The sequence below is a fragment of the Alicycliphilus denitrificans K601 genome (assembly GCF_000204645.1).
Classification (GTDB): Bacteria; Pseudomonadota; Gammaproteobacteria; order Burkholderiales; family Burkholderiaceae_C; genus Alicycliphilus; species Alicycliphilus denitrificans.
On sequence record NC_015422.1, the window covers coordinates 839,461 to 854,642 of the forward strand.

Below are 15,182 nucleotides of genomic sequence, written 5' to 3' on the forward strand. Positions count from 1 at the left end.
AAGAGAATCATGAGAATTTCCAAGACGATCATCACTTCCGCGGTGTTTGCCGCAGTGCTTTCCGCTTGCGGCGGCGGCGGCGGCAGCGGCGGGGAATCCCATTCCACGTACAGCATCACGCTGCGTGCCGATAAGACGCAGTTGCCCCTCAACGTCAGCAGCTACCCCGTGGGCCAAGGCGTGTATGCGCCTTTCTCCTCCACGCTGTATGTCGAGGCGCAGGAGGGTGGGCGCCCCATCCCGGGTGGCGAAAAAATCTTCGGTTGCAACATGGCTGGAGGGCTCGACTCCGGCTCTTTGTATTACCTCGATGGCGACCCGGAGCACGAGGAAGAAGTCGATGATGGCAACGGCGGAAAGATCAAGGTGCCCAAGGCCTACCGCAGCATCACGCTGAGCTCCAACTCGGGCGGCAATTCTTTCCACTTCCACGCCAAGAACCAGGCAGGTACTGCGCGTATCGTCTGCACGGTGACGGATCCGCGGGACAAGAAGGAGCACTCTGCCAGCGTGGACATCACCGTCGGGGGCACCACCGGCAAGCCCGCAAGCGTGAAGATGCTCGTACCGTCGCAGCAGAGCTATATGGGAACGCAGGGGAATGCGACCCGCATTCCCAGCACTGTTGTCATGCAGGCATTCGTCCAGGACGACGCCATTCAGCCGGTGTCCAGCAGTTCCGGTGCGAATGTGCAGGTGCGCATCCTTCCCGGAACCGATGCGGCCGTCGGCGCACGGCTGGTCGCGGGCGTCCTGAGCGGCGGTGTGCTGCAATTACCATCGATTGGCGGTGTGGCGCAGTTCTCGCTGGTCAGCGGCGCAGAAACGGGCCCCATATTCCTCGAATTCACGGCTGATCGTTACGACAACAACGTTGGCAATGGCATCCAGGATCCGATCACCATCATTGACCAGATCTCGGTGATCGAAGCGCAGACCGACGCGCTGGCCGTGAGCGATGAAGACCTGGGCCAGGTGACCAACACCATCTCCTACACCCACCTGTTGACGGCCCAGGGCGGCCTGCCGCCCTACACCTGGTCGGCCACGGGCCTGCCGAAGGGACTGTCCGTCGATTCGGGCACCGGTGTGCTCAGTGGCACGCCGGATGACGTTGAGCGCGTATACCAGGCGACGGTGACGGTGAGGGACAAGAACAAACTTGCAGACTCGGGTGCCATCAAGTTGACGCTGATCGGCGCCGTGACGCCGGAGGACTTCGCGATCGGCAATTGCAATCTGAATCAGGTCTGTCCGCTGGGTAACGTGCCGGGGGGGCAGAACTTTGCCTATGCCTTCACGGCCTCTGTTCCTGGCGTGACATGGTCGTTCGCCGGTCTGCCAAGCTGGCTCACGAGCGGAACCACGGGCGTCACCGGCTTTATCTCCGGGACTCCCAAGGCATGCACGAATTCCGTACCCGCCGTTCCCCCCGCCCCTGCCACTCCCGCTGATCCGGGCGACACCGGGACATATACCTTCTTCGTTACGGCGACGAAGGGGGTTACGAACGTGACGCGTCAAGTGTCGTTGACGGTGACGGGGTCGTGCTCATAATCGCAGCCCCCCAGGTCCGATGTACCATAGCTATTCCGGGCCGCTCAAGGGTTAGCCCTCTGGCTTGAGAAGCCATCCCCAGCGTGTCTGGGGATTTTTTTTGCCAATCGGAAAATCGGTGTAATGAAGCAGTCCACTCCTCCAATAGAAGGCGTTCGCATCGTCCTGGGCGACCGCAGTTACGACATCGACATCGGCTCCGCCCTGCTCGCCGGACTGGCTGCTCACAAGGCGCTGCCCTCGGGGACCGCCGCGCTGATCGTGACCAATGACACGGTGCAACCGCTTTACGAGAAAGCCTTGGTCGAGGCGCTGGCAGGGCGCTACCCGGTGGTGCACACGGTGGCGCTGCCCGACGGCGAGGAGCACAAGAACTGGCAGACCCTCAACCTGATCTTCGACGCGCTGCTCACCCACGGCTGCGACCGCAAGGTGGTGCTCTATGCCCTGGGCGGCGGCGTGATCGGCGACATGACGGGCTTTGCCGCCGCCTGCTACATGCGTGGCGTGCCCTTCGTACAGGTGCCTACCACGCTGCTGGCGCAGGTGGATTCTTCCGTGGGGGGCAAGACCGCCATCAACCACCCGCTGGGCAAGAACATGATCGGCGCGTTCTACCAGCCGCGGCTGGTGGTATGCGACCTTGCGACGCTCGACACGCTGCCCGCGCGCGAGCTGGCGGCGGGGCTGGCGGAGGTGATCAAGTACGGGCCGATCGCCGATATGGAGCTGTTCGGCTGGCTGGAGGAGCACATGGACGCGCTGCTCGCGCGCGAGCGCCAGGCGCTGGCGCATGCGGTGCGGCGCAGCTGCGAGATCAAGGCTGCGGTGGTGGGCGCGGACGAGCGCGAGGCGGGCCTGCGCGCCATCCTGAACTTCGGCCACACCTTTGGCCATGCGATCGAGGCGGGCATGGGCTACGGAGTGTGGCTGCATGGCGAGGGTGTGGCGGCGGGCATGGTGATGGCGGCGGAGCTGTCGCGGCGCCTGGGGCTGGTCGATGAGGCATTCACCCAGCGCCTCACGCGCCTGATCGCGCGTGCGGGCCTGCCCACGCGCGGGCCGGTGCTGGACGCGCAGGACAACGCGGGCCGCTACCTGGAGCTGATGCGTGTGGACAAGAAAGCGGAAGGCGGCGAGATCCGCTTCGTGCTGATCGACGGGCCGGGCAAGGCCATCATGCGGACAGCGCCCGATGCGCTGGTGCGCGAGGTGATCGCCCAATGCTGCGCGGCGGCATGAATGCTATGTTTGCGATAGTGGCCAGCGCTTGTCGGTAAATCCTTGTTGGCCAATTCGATGCTTGATTCCGCGCTCGCGCCCCATGCCTGCCACCCGGGACGCAGCCGCGGGCGCCGGCACCCCGAGCCGCCCGCGCCCACGCGCACGGAGTACCAGCGCGACCGCGATCGCATCGTGCATTCCACGGCCTTCCGGCGGCTGGTCTACAAGACGCAGGTGTTCCTGAACCACGAGGGCGACCTGTTCCGCACGCGGCTCACGCATTCGCTGGAGGTGGCGCAGCTGGGGCGTTCCATTGCGCGCTCGCTGCGGCTGAACGAGGACCTGGTGGAGGCCGTGTGCCTTGCGCACGACCTGGGGCACACGCCCTTCGGCCATGCGGGGCAGGACGTGCTCAACGAGTGCATGCAGGACTTTGGCGGCTTCGAGCACAACCTGCAGAGCCTGCGCGTGGTGGACCGGCTGGAAGAGCGCTACCCGCAGTACGACGGCATCAACCTGACCTTCGAGACGCGCGAGGGCATCCTCAAGCACTGCTCGCGGCGCAACGCCGAGCTGCTGGAGGCGCGCGAGCCCGGCGGCGTGGGCCGGCGCTTCCTGCTGGGGCGACAGCCCAGCCTGGAGGCCCAGCTGTGCAACCTGGCCGACGAGATCGCCTACAACGCGCACGACATCGACGACGGCGTGCGCTCGGGCCTGATCACGCTGGCGCAGCTGCGCGACGTGCCGCTGTTCGACCGCTACCGCGCCCGGGCCGAGGCCGAGTACCCGCACCTGGCGGCGCCCGCGGGGCAGCGCCGGCTGCTGGCCGAGGCCATACGCCGCATGCTCAGCGACCAGGTCTACGACGTGATCGACGCCACGCGCGCAGCCCTGGCCGCGCATGCGCCGGCCGACGTGGACGCCGTGCGCGGCATGCCGGCGCTGGTGGAGTTCTCGCCGGACATGCGCGCGCAGTCGCAGGTGCTCAAGCGCTTTCTTTTCCGCGAGCTGTACCGCCACCCCCAGGTGGTGCAGACCACCGACCGCGCGCGCCAGGTGGTGCGCGAGCTGTTCTCCATCTACCAAGCCGACCCGCGCGAGATGCCGCCCGCCCAGGCCGCCTCGGCGCTGGAGGGCGATGCGCAGCAGCGCGCCCGCACGGTGGCGGATTTCATCGCCGGCATGACGGACCGCTTCGCGGCGCGCGAGCACGAGCGGCTCACGGGCCGGCGCCTGCTGGGACGATAATGCCTGCCCCTTCGACGGAACGAGCCGCACCATGACCACCGCACCCACCCCCGACCAGCCCAGCCCATCCGCCTGCGACGACGCCGTGGTGGTGCAGGACACGGTGCGCTGGCTGGAGCGCGCCGTCATCGGCCTGAACCTGTGCCCCTTCGCCAAGAGCGTGCACACCAAGGGCCAGATCCACTACGTAGTGAGCCACGCGACCGATACGCGTGCGCTGCTGGAGGACCTTCAGCGCGAGCTGGAGGCGCTGGCCGAGGCGTCGCCCGACAAGCGCGACACCACGCTGCTCATGGCGCCGCTGACCATGCCCGACTTCCTGGACTTTAACGACTTCCTGGAGCTGGCCGACGAGCTCGTCGAGGCGATGGACCTGGCGGGCATTCTGCAGGTGGCATCGTTCCATCCGCGCTTCCAGTTCGAGGGCACGCTTGCCGACGACGTGAGCAACTGCACGAACCGCGCGCCGTACCCCACGCTGCACCTGCTGCGCGAGGAGAGCATCGATCGCGCGGTGGAGGCCTTCCCCGAGGCCGAGGAGATTTTCGAGCGCAACATCGAGGTGCTGGAGCGCCTGGGCGCCGAAGGCTGGAAAGCGCTGGATGTGGGCCCGCGCTGCCCCGTGGACCACGGCCGCAAGGGCGGCGCATGAGCCGCGCGCCGTCCAGGGCCGACGCGGCGCAGGCGGCCGTGCTGGCCGAGCTGCGCCCCGGCCAGTCCGTCGAACTGCTCAAGGAGCTGCACATCCTCACGCGCGAGGGGCGGCTCAACCAGGACTCGCGGCGCAAGCTCAAGCAGGTCTACCACCTCTACCAGTTCATCGAGCCGCTGCTGCAGGAGCTGGCGCAGGACGGCCACGCGCCGCTGCTGGCCGACCATGGCGCGGGCAAGTCGTACCTGGGCTTCATCCTGTACGACCTGTTCTTCAAGCCGCTCGGGCGCGGCGAGATCTACGGCATCGAGTGGCGCGCCGAGCTGGTGCAGCGCTCGCGCGAGCTGGCCGCGCGGCTGGGCTTCGGGCGCATGCGCTTCCTCGATATGTCCGTGGCCGACGCTGCCGAAACCGCGGATCTGCCCGAGCGCTTCGACATCGTGACCGCGCTGCACGCCTGCGACACGGCCACGGACGACGCGATCGCCTTCGGCCTGCGCAAGCACGCGCGCTTCATGGTGCTCGTGCCCTGCTGCCAGGCCGAGGTGGCGGCCTGCCTGCGCCAGACGAAGGCCCTGAGCCTGTCGCGCACGCCGCTGGCCGAGCTGTGGCGCCACCCCATCCACACGCGCGAGCTGGGCAGCCAGATCACCAACGTGCTGCGCTGCCTGCATCTGGAGGCGTCGGGCTACCAGGTCACGGTGACGGAGCTCGTGGGCTGGGAGCACAGCCTGAAGAACGAGCTGATCCTGGCGCGCTACACGGGGCAGAAGAAACGCAGCGCGAGCGAGCGGCTGGCGGCGATCCTGGAGGAGTTCGGGCTCGCGCAGGCGCTGGCGGGGCGCTTCGGGCTGGATCAAAAAGAATAGCTGCCAGCGCTTGTCATTCCTCATTTCTAGAATGAAATTCATCTAGAACACCGGAATAGCAAGCGCTGGCAGCTCCTCAAAGCGTAGCGCTACGCGCTCACTTCACTCACTTCACTTACTTCATCGTGATGGTGGTGTTCACCGCGTCGCTGCTGCTGCCGTGGTCCTCGTACCAGCGGGCCGTGACGGTCTTGGTCTGCGTCCAGAACTGCACGGCCTGCTTGCCGTTCGGGCCCAGGTCGCCAAGCTTGGAGGCGCGCGAGCCCGTGAAGCTGAAGTAGGCCACGGGCACGGGGATGGGCACGTTGATGCCCACCTGCCCCACGTTGATGTCGTGCTGGAACTTGCGCGCGGCCCAGCCGCTGCTGGTGAAGATGGAGGTGCCGTTGCCGTTGGGGTTGCGGTTGATGAAGGCGATGGCATCCTCCAGCGTGTCCACGCAGACCACGTTGAGCACGGGGCCGAAGATCTCCTGCTGGTAGATGTCCATCTGGTCGGTCACATCCGCGAAGACCGTGGGGCCGACGAAGTTGCCTTGCTCGTAGCCGGGCACGGTGCAGGCGCGGCCGTCCAGCAGCAGCTTCGCTCCTTGCGCCACGCCGGAGTCGATCAGGCCCAGCACGCGCTGCTTGGCGCGCGGATTGACCAGCGGGCCCAGGTCGGCGCTGCGGTCGGTGCCGGGGCCGACCTTCATGGCCTTGGACTTGGCGACCAGTTCGGGCAGCCAGTCGCGCGCGGCGCCCACGAAGACGGCGACCGAGTTGGCCATGCAGCGCTGGCCCGCGGCGCCGAAGGCCGAGCCCAGCAGGTTGTTGAGCGCGTGCTCCTTGGGCGCGTCGGGCATGACCACGCAGTGGTTCTTGGCGCCCATCATCGACTGCACGCGCTTGCCGGCCTCGCTCGCGCGGCGGTAGATGTGCGTGCCCACGTGCGTGGAGCCGATGAACGAAAGCGCCTTGATGTCCGGGTGGTCGCAGAGCATGTCGGCCACCTCGGGTCCGCCGTGGATGACGTTGAGCACGCCCGGCGGCACGCCGGCCTCGTGCGCCAGCTCGACGAGGCGCATGGTGGAGCTGGGGTCCTGCTCCGAGGGCTTGAGCACGAAGGTGTTGCCGCAGGCGATCGCCATGGGGAACATGAAGCAGGGCAGCATCACGGGGAAGTTGAACGCCGTGATGCCCGCGCCCACGCCCAGGGGCTGCAGCAGGTTGTACACGTCCACGCCCGTGGCGGCGTTCTCGGCGATCTCGCCGAGCTGCAGCGTGGTGATGGAGCAGGCGTGCTCCACCACCTCCAGGCCGCGGCCCACCTCGCCCTCGGCGTCGGGCAGGGTCTTGCCGTGCTCACGTGTGATGAGCTGGGCGATCTCGGCCTGGTGTTCGCGGATCAGGTGCTGGAGCTTGAGCATGATGCGCATGCGCGCGGACAGCGAAGTTTCACGCCAGGTCTGGAAGGCCTCTTGCGCATTCGCCACGGCCAGCTCGACCTCCTCGCGCGTGGCGAAGGGCACGCGCGCCACGACTTCCTGCGTGGCGGGGTTGGTCACGTCGCGCCACTCGGCGGACTTGGAAGGGTAGGGCTTGCCGCCAATGAAATGGTGGAGGGTGGTGGGTTGGGTCATGGTGCTTCCAGGGTTTACTTCTTCACCAGCGGGCAGGCCGACTGGGCCAGCGGCTTGAAGGCGATCTGCGCGGGGATGGTGCTCACGGTCTTGTAGTAGTCCCACGGGCCCTTGGACTCGCCGGGGGCCTTCACCTGGAACAGATACATGTCGTGGATCACGCGGCCGTCGGGGCGGATGCTGGCGTTGCGCATCACCGGGTCGTCGATGGGCAGTTCGCGCATCTTCTGCGCCCCCGTCTTCCAGTCGTCGGTCTTGGCCGCGGCCACCGACTTCAGGTAGTGCCGCACGCTGGAGTACACGCCGGCCTGCACCATGGTCGGCTTGAAGCCCTTGTGCAGCTTCTCGAAGCGGGTGGAGAAGGCGCGCGTCTTGTCGTCCATGTCCCAGTAGAAGCCCTCGGAGAACATCAGGCCCTGCGCCTGCTTCAGGCCGAGCGAGTGCACGTCGGTCAGGAACATCAGCAGCGACGCCACCTTCTGCCCGCTCTTGCCCGTGCCGATGCCGAACTCGCGCGCCGCCTTGATGGCGTTCACCGTGTCCTGCGCGCCGTTGGCCAGGCCGATCACCTGGGCCTTGGAGTTCTGCGCCTGCAGGATGAAGGACGAGAAATCGCTCGCGTTCAGCGGGTGGCGCACGCTGCCCAGCACCGTGCCGCCGTTGGCCTTGACCATGTCCGAGGCGTCCTTTTCCAGCGAATGGCCGAAGGCGTAGTCCACGGTCACGAAGAACCAGCTCTTGTCGCCGTTCCTGGTCAGCGCGGCGGCCGCGCCGGAGGCGGAGGAGTAGGTGTCGAACATCCAGTGGAAGCCGTTCTCGGCGCAGTCCTCGTCGGTCAGGCGCGTGGTGGCGGGGCCGCTGTACATGGCGATGCCGCCCTTTTCCTTGATCAGCTTCTGCACCGCCAGGGCACCGGCGGAGTTGGTGAGGTCGGCCAGGGCATCGACCTTGTCGCGGTCCAGCCATTCGCGCGCCTTGGTGGCGGCGATGTCGGCCTTGTTCTGGTGGTCGGCGCTCACCACCTCGATCTTCATGCCCTTGCATTCGGCCTTCAGGCAATCGTCGATGGCCATCTTCGCGGCCACCACCGAGCCCGCGCCGCCCATGCCCGAGTAGGGGCCCGCCATGTCGGTCAGCACGCCGATCTTGACCACGTCGTCGGAAATCTGGGCTTGCGCCCCGGCGCAGAGCGCCAGCGCGGCAAGGGCGAGGGAATGTCGCATGGGTCGCATGAATGTGTCTCCTGGTGATCTGTTGCGGCCATGGCCCAGCGCCAGGCCGCGGGCCACTCTAAGCCAACAGTTATGCAAGGAGATAGGAGATTTGGGCATATGCTCATTGCAAATTTGCACCACTATCCTTGCCATGGCCATAGACCGCATCAACTGGGACAACCTGCGCCTGTTCCTCGCCGTGGTGCGCGCGCAGTCGGCGCAGGAGGCCGCCCGGCGCATGGAGGTGGACCACTCCACCATCACCCGGCGCCTGCACCGCCTGGAAAAGGAACTGGGCGCGCAGCTGTTCGAGCGCACGCCGGCGGGCCACCTGCTCACGCCCGCGGGGCAGCGCCTGCTGGAGCATGTGGAGCGCATGGAAAGCTCCATGGTGCTGGTGGGGGAGGACATAGGCGGCGACAGCCACATGCTCACCGGCCACGTGCGGCTGGGCGCGACGGAGGGCTTCGGCAGCTTCTTCCTTGCGCCCCACCTGAGCTATTTCTGCGACCGCCACCCGGGGATACAAGTGGAGCTGCTCATCGTGCCGCGCTTCATCAACCTCTCGCAGCGCGAGGCCGACCAGCGGTCAACATCGAGCGCCCTCAAAGGAGCGGTCAGGTGTGCAGCAAGCTCACCGACTACCGCCTGCGGCTGTATGCCAGCAGGAGCTACCTGCAGGGCCAGCCGCCGATCCGGCGGCTACGGGACCTTGCTGCGCACCGGTTCTTCGGCTACGTGGAGGAATTGGTGTTCAGCCAGGAACTGCGCTACCTGACTTCCATCATGCCCGACGCGCCCATGTCCCTGCGCAGCACCAGCGTGGTGGCCCAGTACAACGCGGTGCGCGAGGGACGCGGTCTGGCCGTGCTGCCCTGCTTCATGGCCGCGCAATGCGCCGAGCTGGAGCCGGTGCTCCCCCATGAGGTCGACGTACTGCGCACCTTCTGGCTCGCCGCGCCAGCGGACCGGCGCGAACTCGCCCGGGTGCGCGCGCTGTGGGACTACCTGCGCGAGCTCGTGGAGTGCAACCAGCCCTTCCTGCTGGGCGATGCGCCCGTCTGGCAGAGGGTCTAATTGGGGTCGTTAATTGGGGTCGGATTCCAATTAAAATTGCGCTCCCATCTTGCCAAGGAGCCCGCCATGGCCCGCCTGCCCCGCCTCACCCTCGCGGGCTACCCGCACCATGTCATCCAGCGCGGCAACAACCGCCAGGCCATCTTCGTCGACCGGCAGGACTTCGAGACCATGCTGGCGCTGCTGGCCGAGAGCGCGCAGAAGTTCCGCGTCGCCGTCCATGCCTACGTGCTCATGGACAACCACTTCCACCTGCTGGCCACGCCCGCCACGGCCGATACGCTGCCCCAGATGATGCAGGCCGTGGGCCGCAGCTACGTGCGCTATTTCAACGACCGCCACGGTCGCAGCGGCACGCTGTGGGAGGGGCGCTACCGCTCCACGCTGATAGAGACCGAGCGCTACCTGCTTGCCTGCATGGCCTACATCGACCTCAACCCGGTGCGCGCCGGTATGGTGGCGCAGCCGCTGGCCTGGCCCTGGTCCAGCCACGCCCACTACCTGGGTCAGCGCAGCGACAAGCTGGTCACGCCGCATACGCTGTACTGGGCGCTGGGCAACACGCCGTTCGCGCGCGAGGCCGCCTACGCCGAACTGGTGCAGGCCGGCATAGCCGGCGCCGAGCAGGCCGCGCTGACCGACGCGACGCTGCGCGGCTGGGCGCTGGGCGGCGCCGATTTCGTAGCGGAATTGCAAAAAAAATCGCCACGCCGCGTGACCAAGGCCCGGCCCGGGCGTCCCGCGGCGGCAGCGGAAGACACCACCAAACTGGACTGAAGCCTTTTCTGTACAAGGGGAAAGCACTATCCAATTTGATGTGTCCCTAATTTTTAAAAATATGCAAAATGCAGCGTTTAATTGGAATCTGACCCCAATTAATATGCTTGCAATGCATGAAGCCATGCGCTACTCTGCGCCTCCCTGCGATATTTTGAGAAAGCGCGCGATGACCAAGGCTGCCGAGATCCAGCACCTGCAACAGCATGGCCTGTATGCCTCCAGTAACGAACACGATGCCTGCGGCCTGGGCTTCGTGGCCCACATCAAGGGCGTGAAGCGCCACGACATCGTGACCGGCGCGCTCAAGATCCTCGAGAACCTCGACCACCGCGGCGCCGTGGGGGCCGACAAGCTCATGGGCGACGGCGCGGGCATCCTGATCCAGATCCCCGACCAGCTCTACCGCGAGGAGATGGCCGGGCAGGGCGTGGAGCTGCCCCCGGCGGGCGAGTACGGCGTGGGCATGGTCTTCCTGCCCAAGGAGCACGCCTCGCGCCTGGCCTGCGAGCAGGAGCTCGAACGCGCCATCAAGGCCGAGGGCCAGGTGCTGCTGGGCTGGCGCGACGTGCCGGTGAACCGCGACATGCCCATGTCGCCCACCGTGCGCGAGAAGGAGCCCATCCTGCGCCAGGTGTTCATAGGCCGCGGGGCCGACGTGATCGTGCAGGATGCGCTGGAGCGCAAGCTCTACGTGATCCGCAAGACCGCCAGCGCCGCGATCCAGAGCCTCGGGCTCAAGCACAGCAAAGAGTATTACGTGCCCAGCATGAGCAGCCGCACCGTGGTCTACAAGGGCCTGCTGCTGGCGGCGCAGGTGGGCGAGTACTACCTGGACCTGGCCGACGAGCGCTGCGTCTCGGCCATCGGCCTGGTGCACCAGCGCTTCTCGACGAACACCTTCCCCGAGTGGCCTCTCGCCCACCCCTACCGCTACGTGGCGCACAACGGCGAGATCAACACCGTGCGCGGCAACTACAACTGGATGCTGGCGCGCGAGGGCGTGATGGCCTCGCCCGTGCTGGGCGAGGACCTGAAGAAGCTCTACCCGATCAGCTTCGCGGGCCAGTCCGACACCGCCACGTTCGACAATTGCCTGGAGCTGCTGACCATGGCCGGCTACCCGATCAGCCAGGCCGTGATGATGATGATCCCCGAGCCTTGGGAGCAGCACGAGTCCATGGACGAGCGCCGCCGCGCGTTCTACGAGTATCACGCCGCGATGATCGAACCCTGGGACGGCCCGGCCTCCATCGTGTTCACCGACGGCCGCCAGATCGGCGCCACGCTGGACCGCAACGGCCTGCGCCCCTCGCGCTACGTGGTGACGGACGACGACCTGGTGATCCTGGCCTCCGAGGCCGGCGTGCTGCCCGTGCCCGACAGCCGCGTGCTGCGCAAATGGCGCCTGCAGCCGGGCAAGATGCTGCTCATCGACCTGGAGCAGGGCCGCCTGATCGAGGACGACGAGCTCAAGGCCAACATCGTCAACACCAAGCCCTACAAGCAGTGGATCGAGAACCTGCGCATCAAGCTCGACAGCGTCCAGGTGCCGGCTGGCCTGCAGGCCCCGGCGCCGTCCGCGCTGCCGCTGCTCGACCGCCAGCAGGCCTTCGGCTTCACGCAGGAGGACATCAAGTTCCTGCTCGCCCCCATGGCCGCCAACGGCGAGGAGGGCATAGGCTCCATGGGCAACGACAGCCCGCTGGCCGTGCTTTCCGAGCGCAGCAAGCCGCTGTACAACTACTTCCGCCAGATGTTCGCGCAGGTGACCAACCCGCCGATCGACCCGATTCGCGAGGCCATCGTGATGAGCCTGGTGTCCTTCGTGGGCCCCAAGCCCAACCTGCTGGACATCAACCAGGTCAACCCGCCAATGCGCCTGGAGCTGCACCAGCCCATCCTGGACTTCGAGGGCATGGCCAAGCTGCGCCAGATCGAGCAGTTCACGCACGGCAAGTTCAAGAGCGCGACCATCGACATCACCTACCCGCTCGCCTGGGGCAAGCAGGGCGTGGAGGCCAAGCTGGCGTCGCTGTGCGCGCAGGCCGTCGATGAGATCAAGGGCGGCGCCAACATTCTCATCATCAGCGACCGCAACCTGGGCGCGACGCAGGTGGCCATTCCCGCGCTGCTGGCGCTGTCGGCCATCCACCAGCACCTGGTGCGCGAGGGCCTGCGCACCACCACCGGCCTGGTGGTGGAGACCGGCACGGCGCGCGAGGTGCACCACTTCGCCGTGCTCGCGGGCTACGGCGCCGAGGCCGTGCACCCCTACCTGGCGCTGGAGACGCTGGTGGACATGCACCAGGACCTGCCCGGCGCGCTGTCCGCCGACAAGGCCATCTACAACTACATCAAGGCGGTGGGCAAGGGCCTGTCCAAGATCATGTCCAAGATGGGCGTGTCCACCTACATGAGCTACTGCGGCGCGCAGCTGTTCGAGTGCGTGGGCCTGAACAGCGACACCGTGGCCAAGTACTTCACGGGCACCGCGAGCCGCGTGGAGGGCATCGGCGTGTTCGAGATCGCCGAGGAGGCCATCCGCACCCACGTAGCCGCATTCGGCGACGATCCGGTGCTCGAGACCATGCTGGAGACCGGTGGCGAGTACGCTTGGCGTGCGCGCGGCGAGGAGCACATGTGGACGCCCGACGCCATCGCCAAGCTGCAGCACGCCACGCGCGGCGGCAACTTCTCGACCTACAAGGAGTACGCGCAGATCATCAACGACCAGAGCCGCCGCCACATGACGCTGCGCGGCCTGTTCGAGTTCAAGTTCGACCCGGCCAAGGCCATCCCGATCGACGAGGTGGAGCCCGCCAAGGAGATCGTCAAGCGCTTCGCCACGGGCGCCATGTCGCTTGGCTCGATCAGCACCGAGGCGCACGCCACGCTGGCCGTGGCCATGAACCGCATCGGCGGCAAGAGCAACACGGGCGAGGGCGGCGAGGACCCGGCGCGCTACCGCAAGGAGCTCAAGGGCATCCCCATCGTGCAGGGTGAGACGCTGGCGTCCGTCATCGGCGCCGACAAGGTCGCGGCCGACATAGCGCTGCAGGATGGCGACAGCCTGCGCTCGCGGATCAAGCAGGTGGCCTCGGGGCGCTTCGGCGTGACGGCGGAGTACCTGTCGTCCTCCGACCAGATCCAGATCAAGATGGCCCAGGGCGCCAAGCCCGGCGAGGGCGGCCAGCTGCCCGGCGGCAAGGTGTCCGAGTACATCGGCCAGCTGCGCTACAGCGTGCCCGGCGTGGGCCTGATCAGCCCGCCGCCGCATCACGACATCTACTCCATCGAGGACCTCGCGCAGCTCATCCACGACCTGAAGAACGTGGCGCCGCACGCCGGCATCTCGGTCAAGCTCGTGTCCGAGGTGGGCGTGGGCACCATCGCCGCGGGCGTGGCCAAGTGCAAAAGCGACCACGTGGTCATCGCGGGCCATGACGGCGGCACGGGCGCCTCGCCCTGGTCGTCCATCAAGCACGCGGGCAGCCCGTGGGAGATCGGCCTGGCCGAGACGCAGCAGACGCTGGTCCTGAACCGCCTGCGCGGGCGCATCCGCGTGCAGGCCGACGGGCAGATGAAGACCGGGCGCGACGTGGTCATCGGCGCGCTGCTGGGTGCCGACGAGTTCGGCTTCGCCACCGCGCCTCTGGTCGTCGAGGGCTGCATCATGATGCGCAAGTGCCACCTCAACACCTGCCCCGTGGGCGTGGCCACGCAGGACCCGGTGCTGCGCGCCAAGTTCTCGGGCAAGCCCGAGCATGTGGTGAACTACTTCTTCTTCGTCGCCGAGGAGGCGCGCCAGATCATGGCGCAGCTGGGCGTGCGCACATTCGACGAGCTCATCGGCCGCACCGATCTGCTCGACACGCGCAAGGGCCTCGCGCACTGGAAGGCCCAGGGCCTGGACTTCTCGCGCCTGTTCGCACAGCCGCAGGCGCCCTCCGACGTAGCACGCCACCACGTCGAGGCGCAGGAGCATGGTCTGGAGAAGGCGCTGGACGTGAAGCTCATCGAGCGTTGCCAGCCCGCCATACAGCACGGCGAGAACGTGCGCCTCATGGAAGTGGCGCGCAACGTGAACCGCTCGGTCGGCGCCATGCTCTCGGGCGCGGTGACCAAGGCGCACCCCGAGGGCTTGCCCGACGACACCATCCGCATCCACTTCGAGGGCACGGGCGGCCAGTCCTTCGGCGCCTTCCTGTGCAAGGGCATCACGCTGAACCTGACCGGAGAGGCCAACGACTACACGGGCAAGGGCCTGTCGGGCGGGCGCATCATCGTGCGGCCGAGCCACGAGTTCCGCGGCGAGTCGACGGCCAACACCATCGTCGGCAACACCGTGATGTTCGGCGCCACCAGCGGCGAGGCCTTCTTCGCGGGCGTCGCGGGCGAGCGCTTCGCCGTGCGCCTGTCGGGCGCCACGGCGGTGGTCGAGGGCGTGGGCGACCACGGCTGCGAATACATGACCGGCGGCACCGTGGTGGTGCTCGGCAGGACGGGACGCAACTTCGCCGCGGGCATGAGCGGCGGCGTGGCCTACGTCTACGACGAGGACGGGCGCTTCGACGGCCGCTGCAACCTGTCCATGGTGGCGCTCGAGCGCATCCTGCCCGCCGACGAGCAGGTCGCCAGCGTGGACCCCGGCCACTGGCACCGCGGCCAGACCGACGAGGAGCAGCTCAAGAAGCTGCTGGAGGCCCACAGCCGCTACACCGGTAGCCGCCGCGCGCGCGACCTGCTGGACAACTGGGCCGCCGCGCGCAGCCGCTTCGTCAAGGTCTTCCCCACCGAGTACAAGCGCGCCCTGGTCGAGATGTATGAGCGGAAAGTGCTTGAGGAGCAGGCCACACCTGCGCAAGCAGCTAGCAAAAATGAAGCGGTAGCCGCCAAGTAAGCCCGCCTTTCAGACCGACACGAACAAGGACACCACGATC

General features: G+C 67.1%; 9 protein-coding genes and 1 pseudogene. 8 read left to right on the forward strand and 2 right to left on the reverse strand.

The window, feature by feature from the left end; genetic code table 11:
- Positions 1-9: 9 nt before the first annotated feature.
- From ALIDE2_RS03985 to ALIDE2_RS04005, 5 genes are all read left to right on the forward strand, one after another.
- Entirely contained in the window at positions 10-1,557 is a 1,548-nt protein-coding gene (locus tag ALIDE2_RS03985) for an Ig domain-containing protein (protein ID WP_013517738.1), read from the forward strand.
- 123 nt (positions 1,558-1,680) lie between these two features.
- On the forward strand, positions 1,681-2,799 hold the full coding sequence (aroB, locus tag ALIDE2_RS03990; protein WP_013721457.1) for a 3-dehydroquinate synthase: 1,119 nt from the start codon (positions 1,681-1,683) through the stop codon (positions 2,797-2,799).
- Between the two features lie 57 nt (positions 2,800-2,856).
- Positions 2,857-4,029 (forward strand): deoxyguanosinetriphosphate triphosphohydrolase, encoded by a 1,173-nt coding sequence (locus tag ALIDE2_RS03995; RefSeq protein WP_013721458.1) that lies wholly within the window; start codon positions 2,857-2,859, stop codon positions 4,027-4,029.
- Positions 4,030-4,060: 31 nt separating this feature from the next.
- Complete coding sequence (locus ALIDE2_RS04000; protein WP_013721459.1) at positions 4,061-4,681, forward strand: DUF1415 domain-containing protein; 621 nt, start codon at positions 4,061-4,063, stop codon at positions 4,679-4,681.
- A complete protein-coding gene (locus tag ALIDE2_RS04005) occupies positions 4,678-5,550 on the forward strand; it encodes a class I SAM-dependent methyltransferase (RefSeq protein ID WP_013517742.1) in 873 nt (290 codons plus the stop codon). The genes ALIDE2_RS04000 and ALIDE2_RS04005 overlap by 4 nt, the downstream gene beginning before the upstream one ends.
- Positions 5,551-5,665: 115 nt before the next feature.
- Here the strand turns inward: ALIDE2_RS04005 and ALIDE2_RS04010 are convergent, their stop codons facing one another.
- On the reverse strand, positions 5,666-7,171 hold the full coding sequence (locus ALIDE2_RS04010) for a CoA-acylating methylmalonate-semialdehyde dehydrogenase (protein ID WP_013517743.1): 1,506 nt from the start codon (positions 7,169-7,171) through the stop codon (positions 5,666-5,668).
- A gap of 14 nt (positions 7,172-7,185) precedes the next feature.
- On the reverse strand, positions 7,186-8,403 hold the full coding sequence (locus ALIDE2_RS04015; RefSeq protein ID WP_013721460.1) for an ABC transporter substrate-binding protein: 1,218 nt from the start codon (positions 8,401-8,403) through the stop codon (positions 7,186-7,188).
- A 133-nt stretch (positions 8,404-8,536) separates the two neighbouring features.
- Here ALIDE2_RS04015 and ALIDE2_RS04020 point away from each other — a divergent pair.
- From ALIDE2_RS04020 to ALIDE2_RS04030, 3 genes and pseudogenes are all read left to right on the forward strand, one after another.
- Positions 8,537-9,462: pseudogene (locus tag ALIDE2_RS04020) on the forward strand (LysR family transcriptional regulator).
- A gap of 66 nt (positions 9,463-9,528) precedes the next feature.
- Positions 9,529-10,239 (forward strand): REP-associated tyrosine transposase, encoded by a 711-nt coding sequence (locus ALIDE2_RS04025; RefSeq protein WP_013517746.1) that lies wholly within the window; start codon positions 9,529-9,531, stop codon positions 10,237-10,239.
- A gap of 169 nt (positions 10,240-10,408) precedes the next feature.
- On the forward strand, positions 10,409-15,142 hold the full coding sequence (locus ALIDE2_RS04030; protein WP_013721461.1) for a glutamate synthase-related protein: 4,734 nt from the start codon (positions 10,409-10,411) through the stop codon (positions 15,140-15,142).
- Positions 15,143-15,182 lie beyond the last annotated feature (40 nt).

Excerpts from the sequence above, each read along its gene's own strand:
- ALIDE2_RS03985 (WP_013517738.1), top strand. The coding sequence starts at position 10 with ATGAGAATTTCCAAGACGATCATCACTTCCGCGGTGTTTGCCGCAGTG.
- aroB (WP_013721457.1), top strand. The coding sequence starts at position 1,681 with ATGAAGCAGTCCACTCCTCCAATAGAAGGCGTTCGCATCGTCCTGGGC.
- ALIDE2_RS03995 (WP_013721458.1), top strand. The coding sequence starts at position 2,857 with ATGCTTGATTCCGCGCTCGCGCCCCATGCCTGCCACCCGGGACGCAGC.
- ALIDE2_RS04000 (WP_013721459.1), top strand. The coding sequence starts at position 4,061 with ATGACCACCGCACCCACCCCCGACCAGCCCAGCCCATCCGCCTGCGAC.
- ALIDE2_RS04005 (WP_013517742.1), top strand. The coding sequence starts at position 4,678 with ATGAGCCGCGCGCCGTCCAGGGCCGACGCGGCGCAGGCGGCCGTGCTG.
- ALIDE2_RS04010 (WP_013517743.1), bottom strand. The coding sequence starts at position 7,171 with ATGACCCAACCCACCACCCTCCACCATTTCATTGGCGGCAAGCCCTAC.
- ALIDE2_RS04015 (WP_013721460.1), bottom strand. The coding sequence starts at position 8,403 with ATGCGACCCATGCGACATTCCCTCGCCCTTGCCGCGCTGGCGCTCTGC.
- ALIDE2_RS04025 (WP_013517746.1), top strand. The coding sequence starts at position 9,529 with ATGGCCCGCCTGCCCCGCCTCACCCTCGCGGGCTACCCGCACCATGTC.
- ALIDE2_RS04030 (WP_013721461.1), top strand. The coding sequence starts at position 10,409 with ATGACCAAGGCTGCCGAGATCCAGCACCTGCAACAGCATGGCCTGTAT.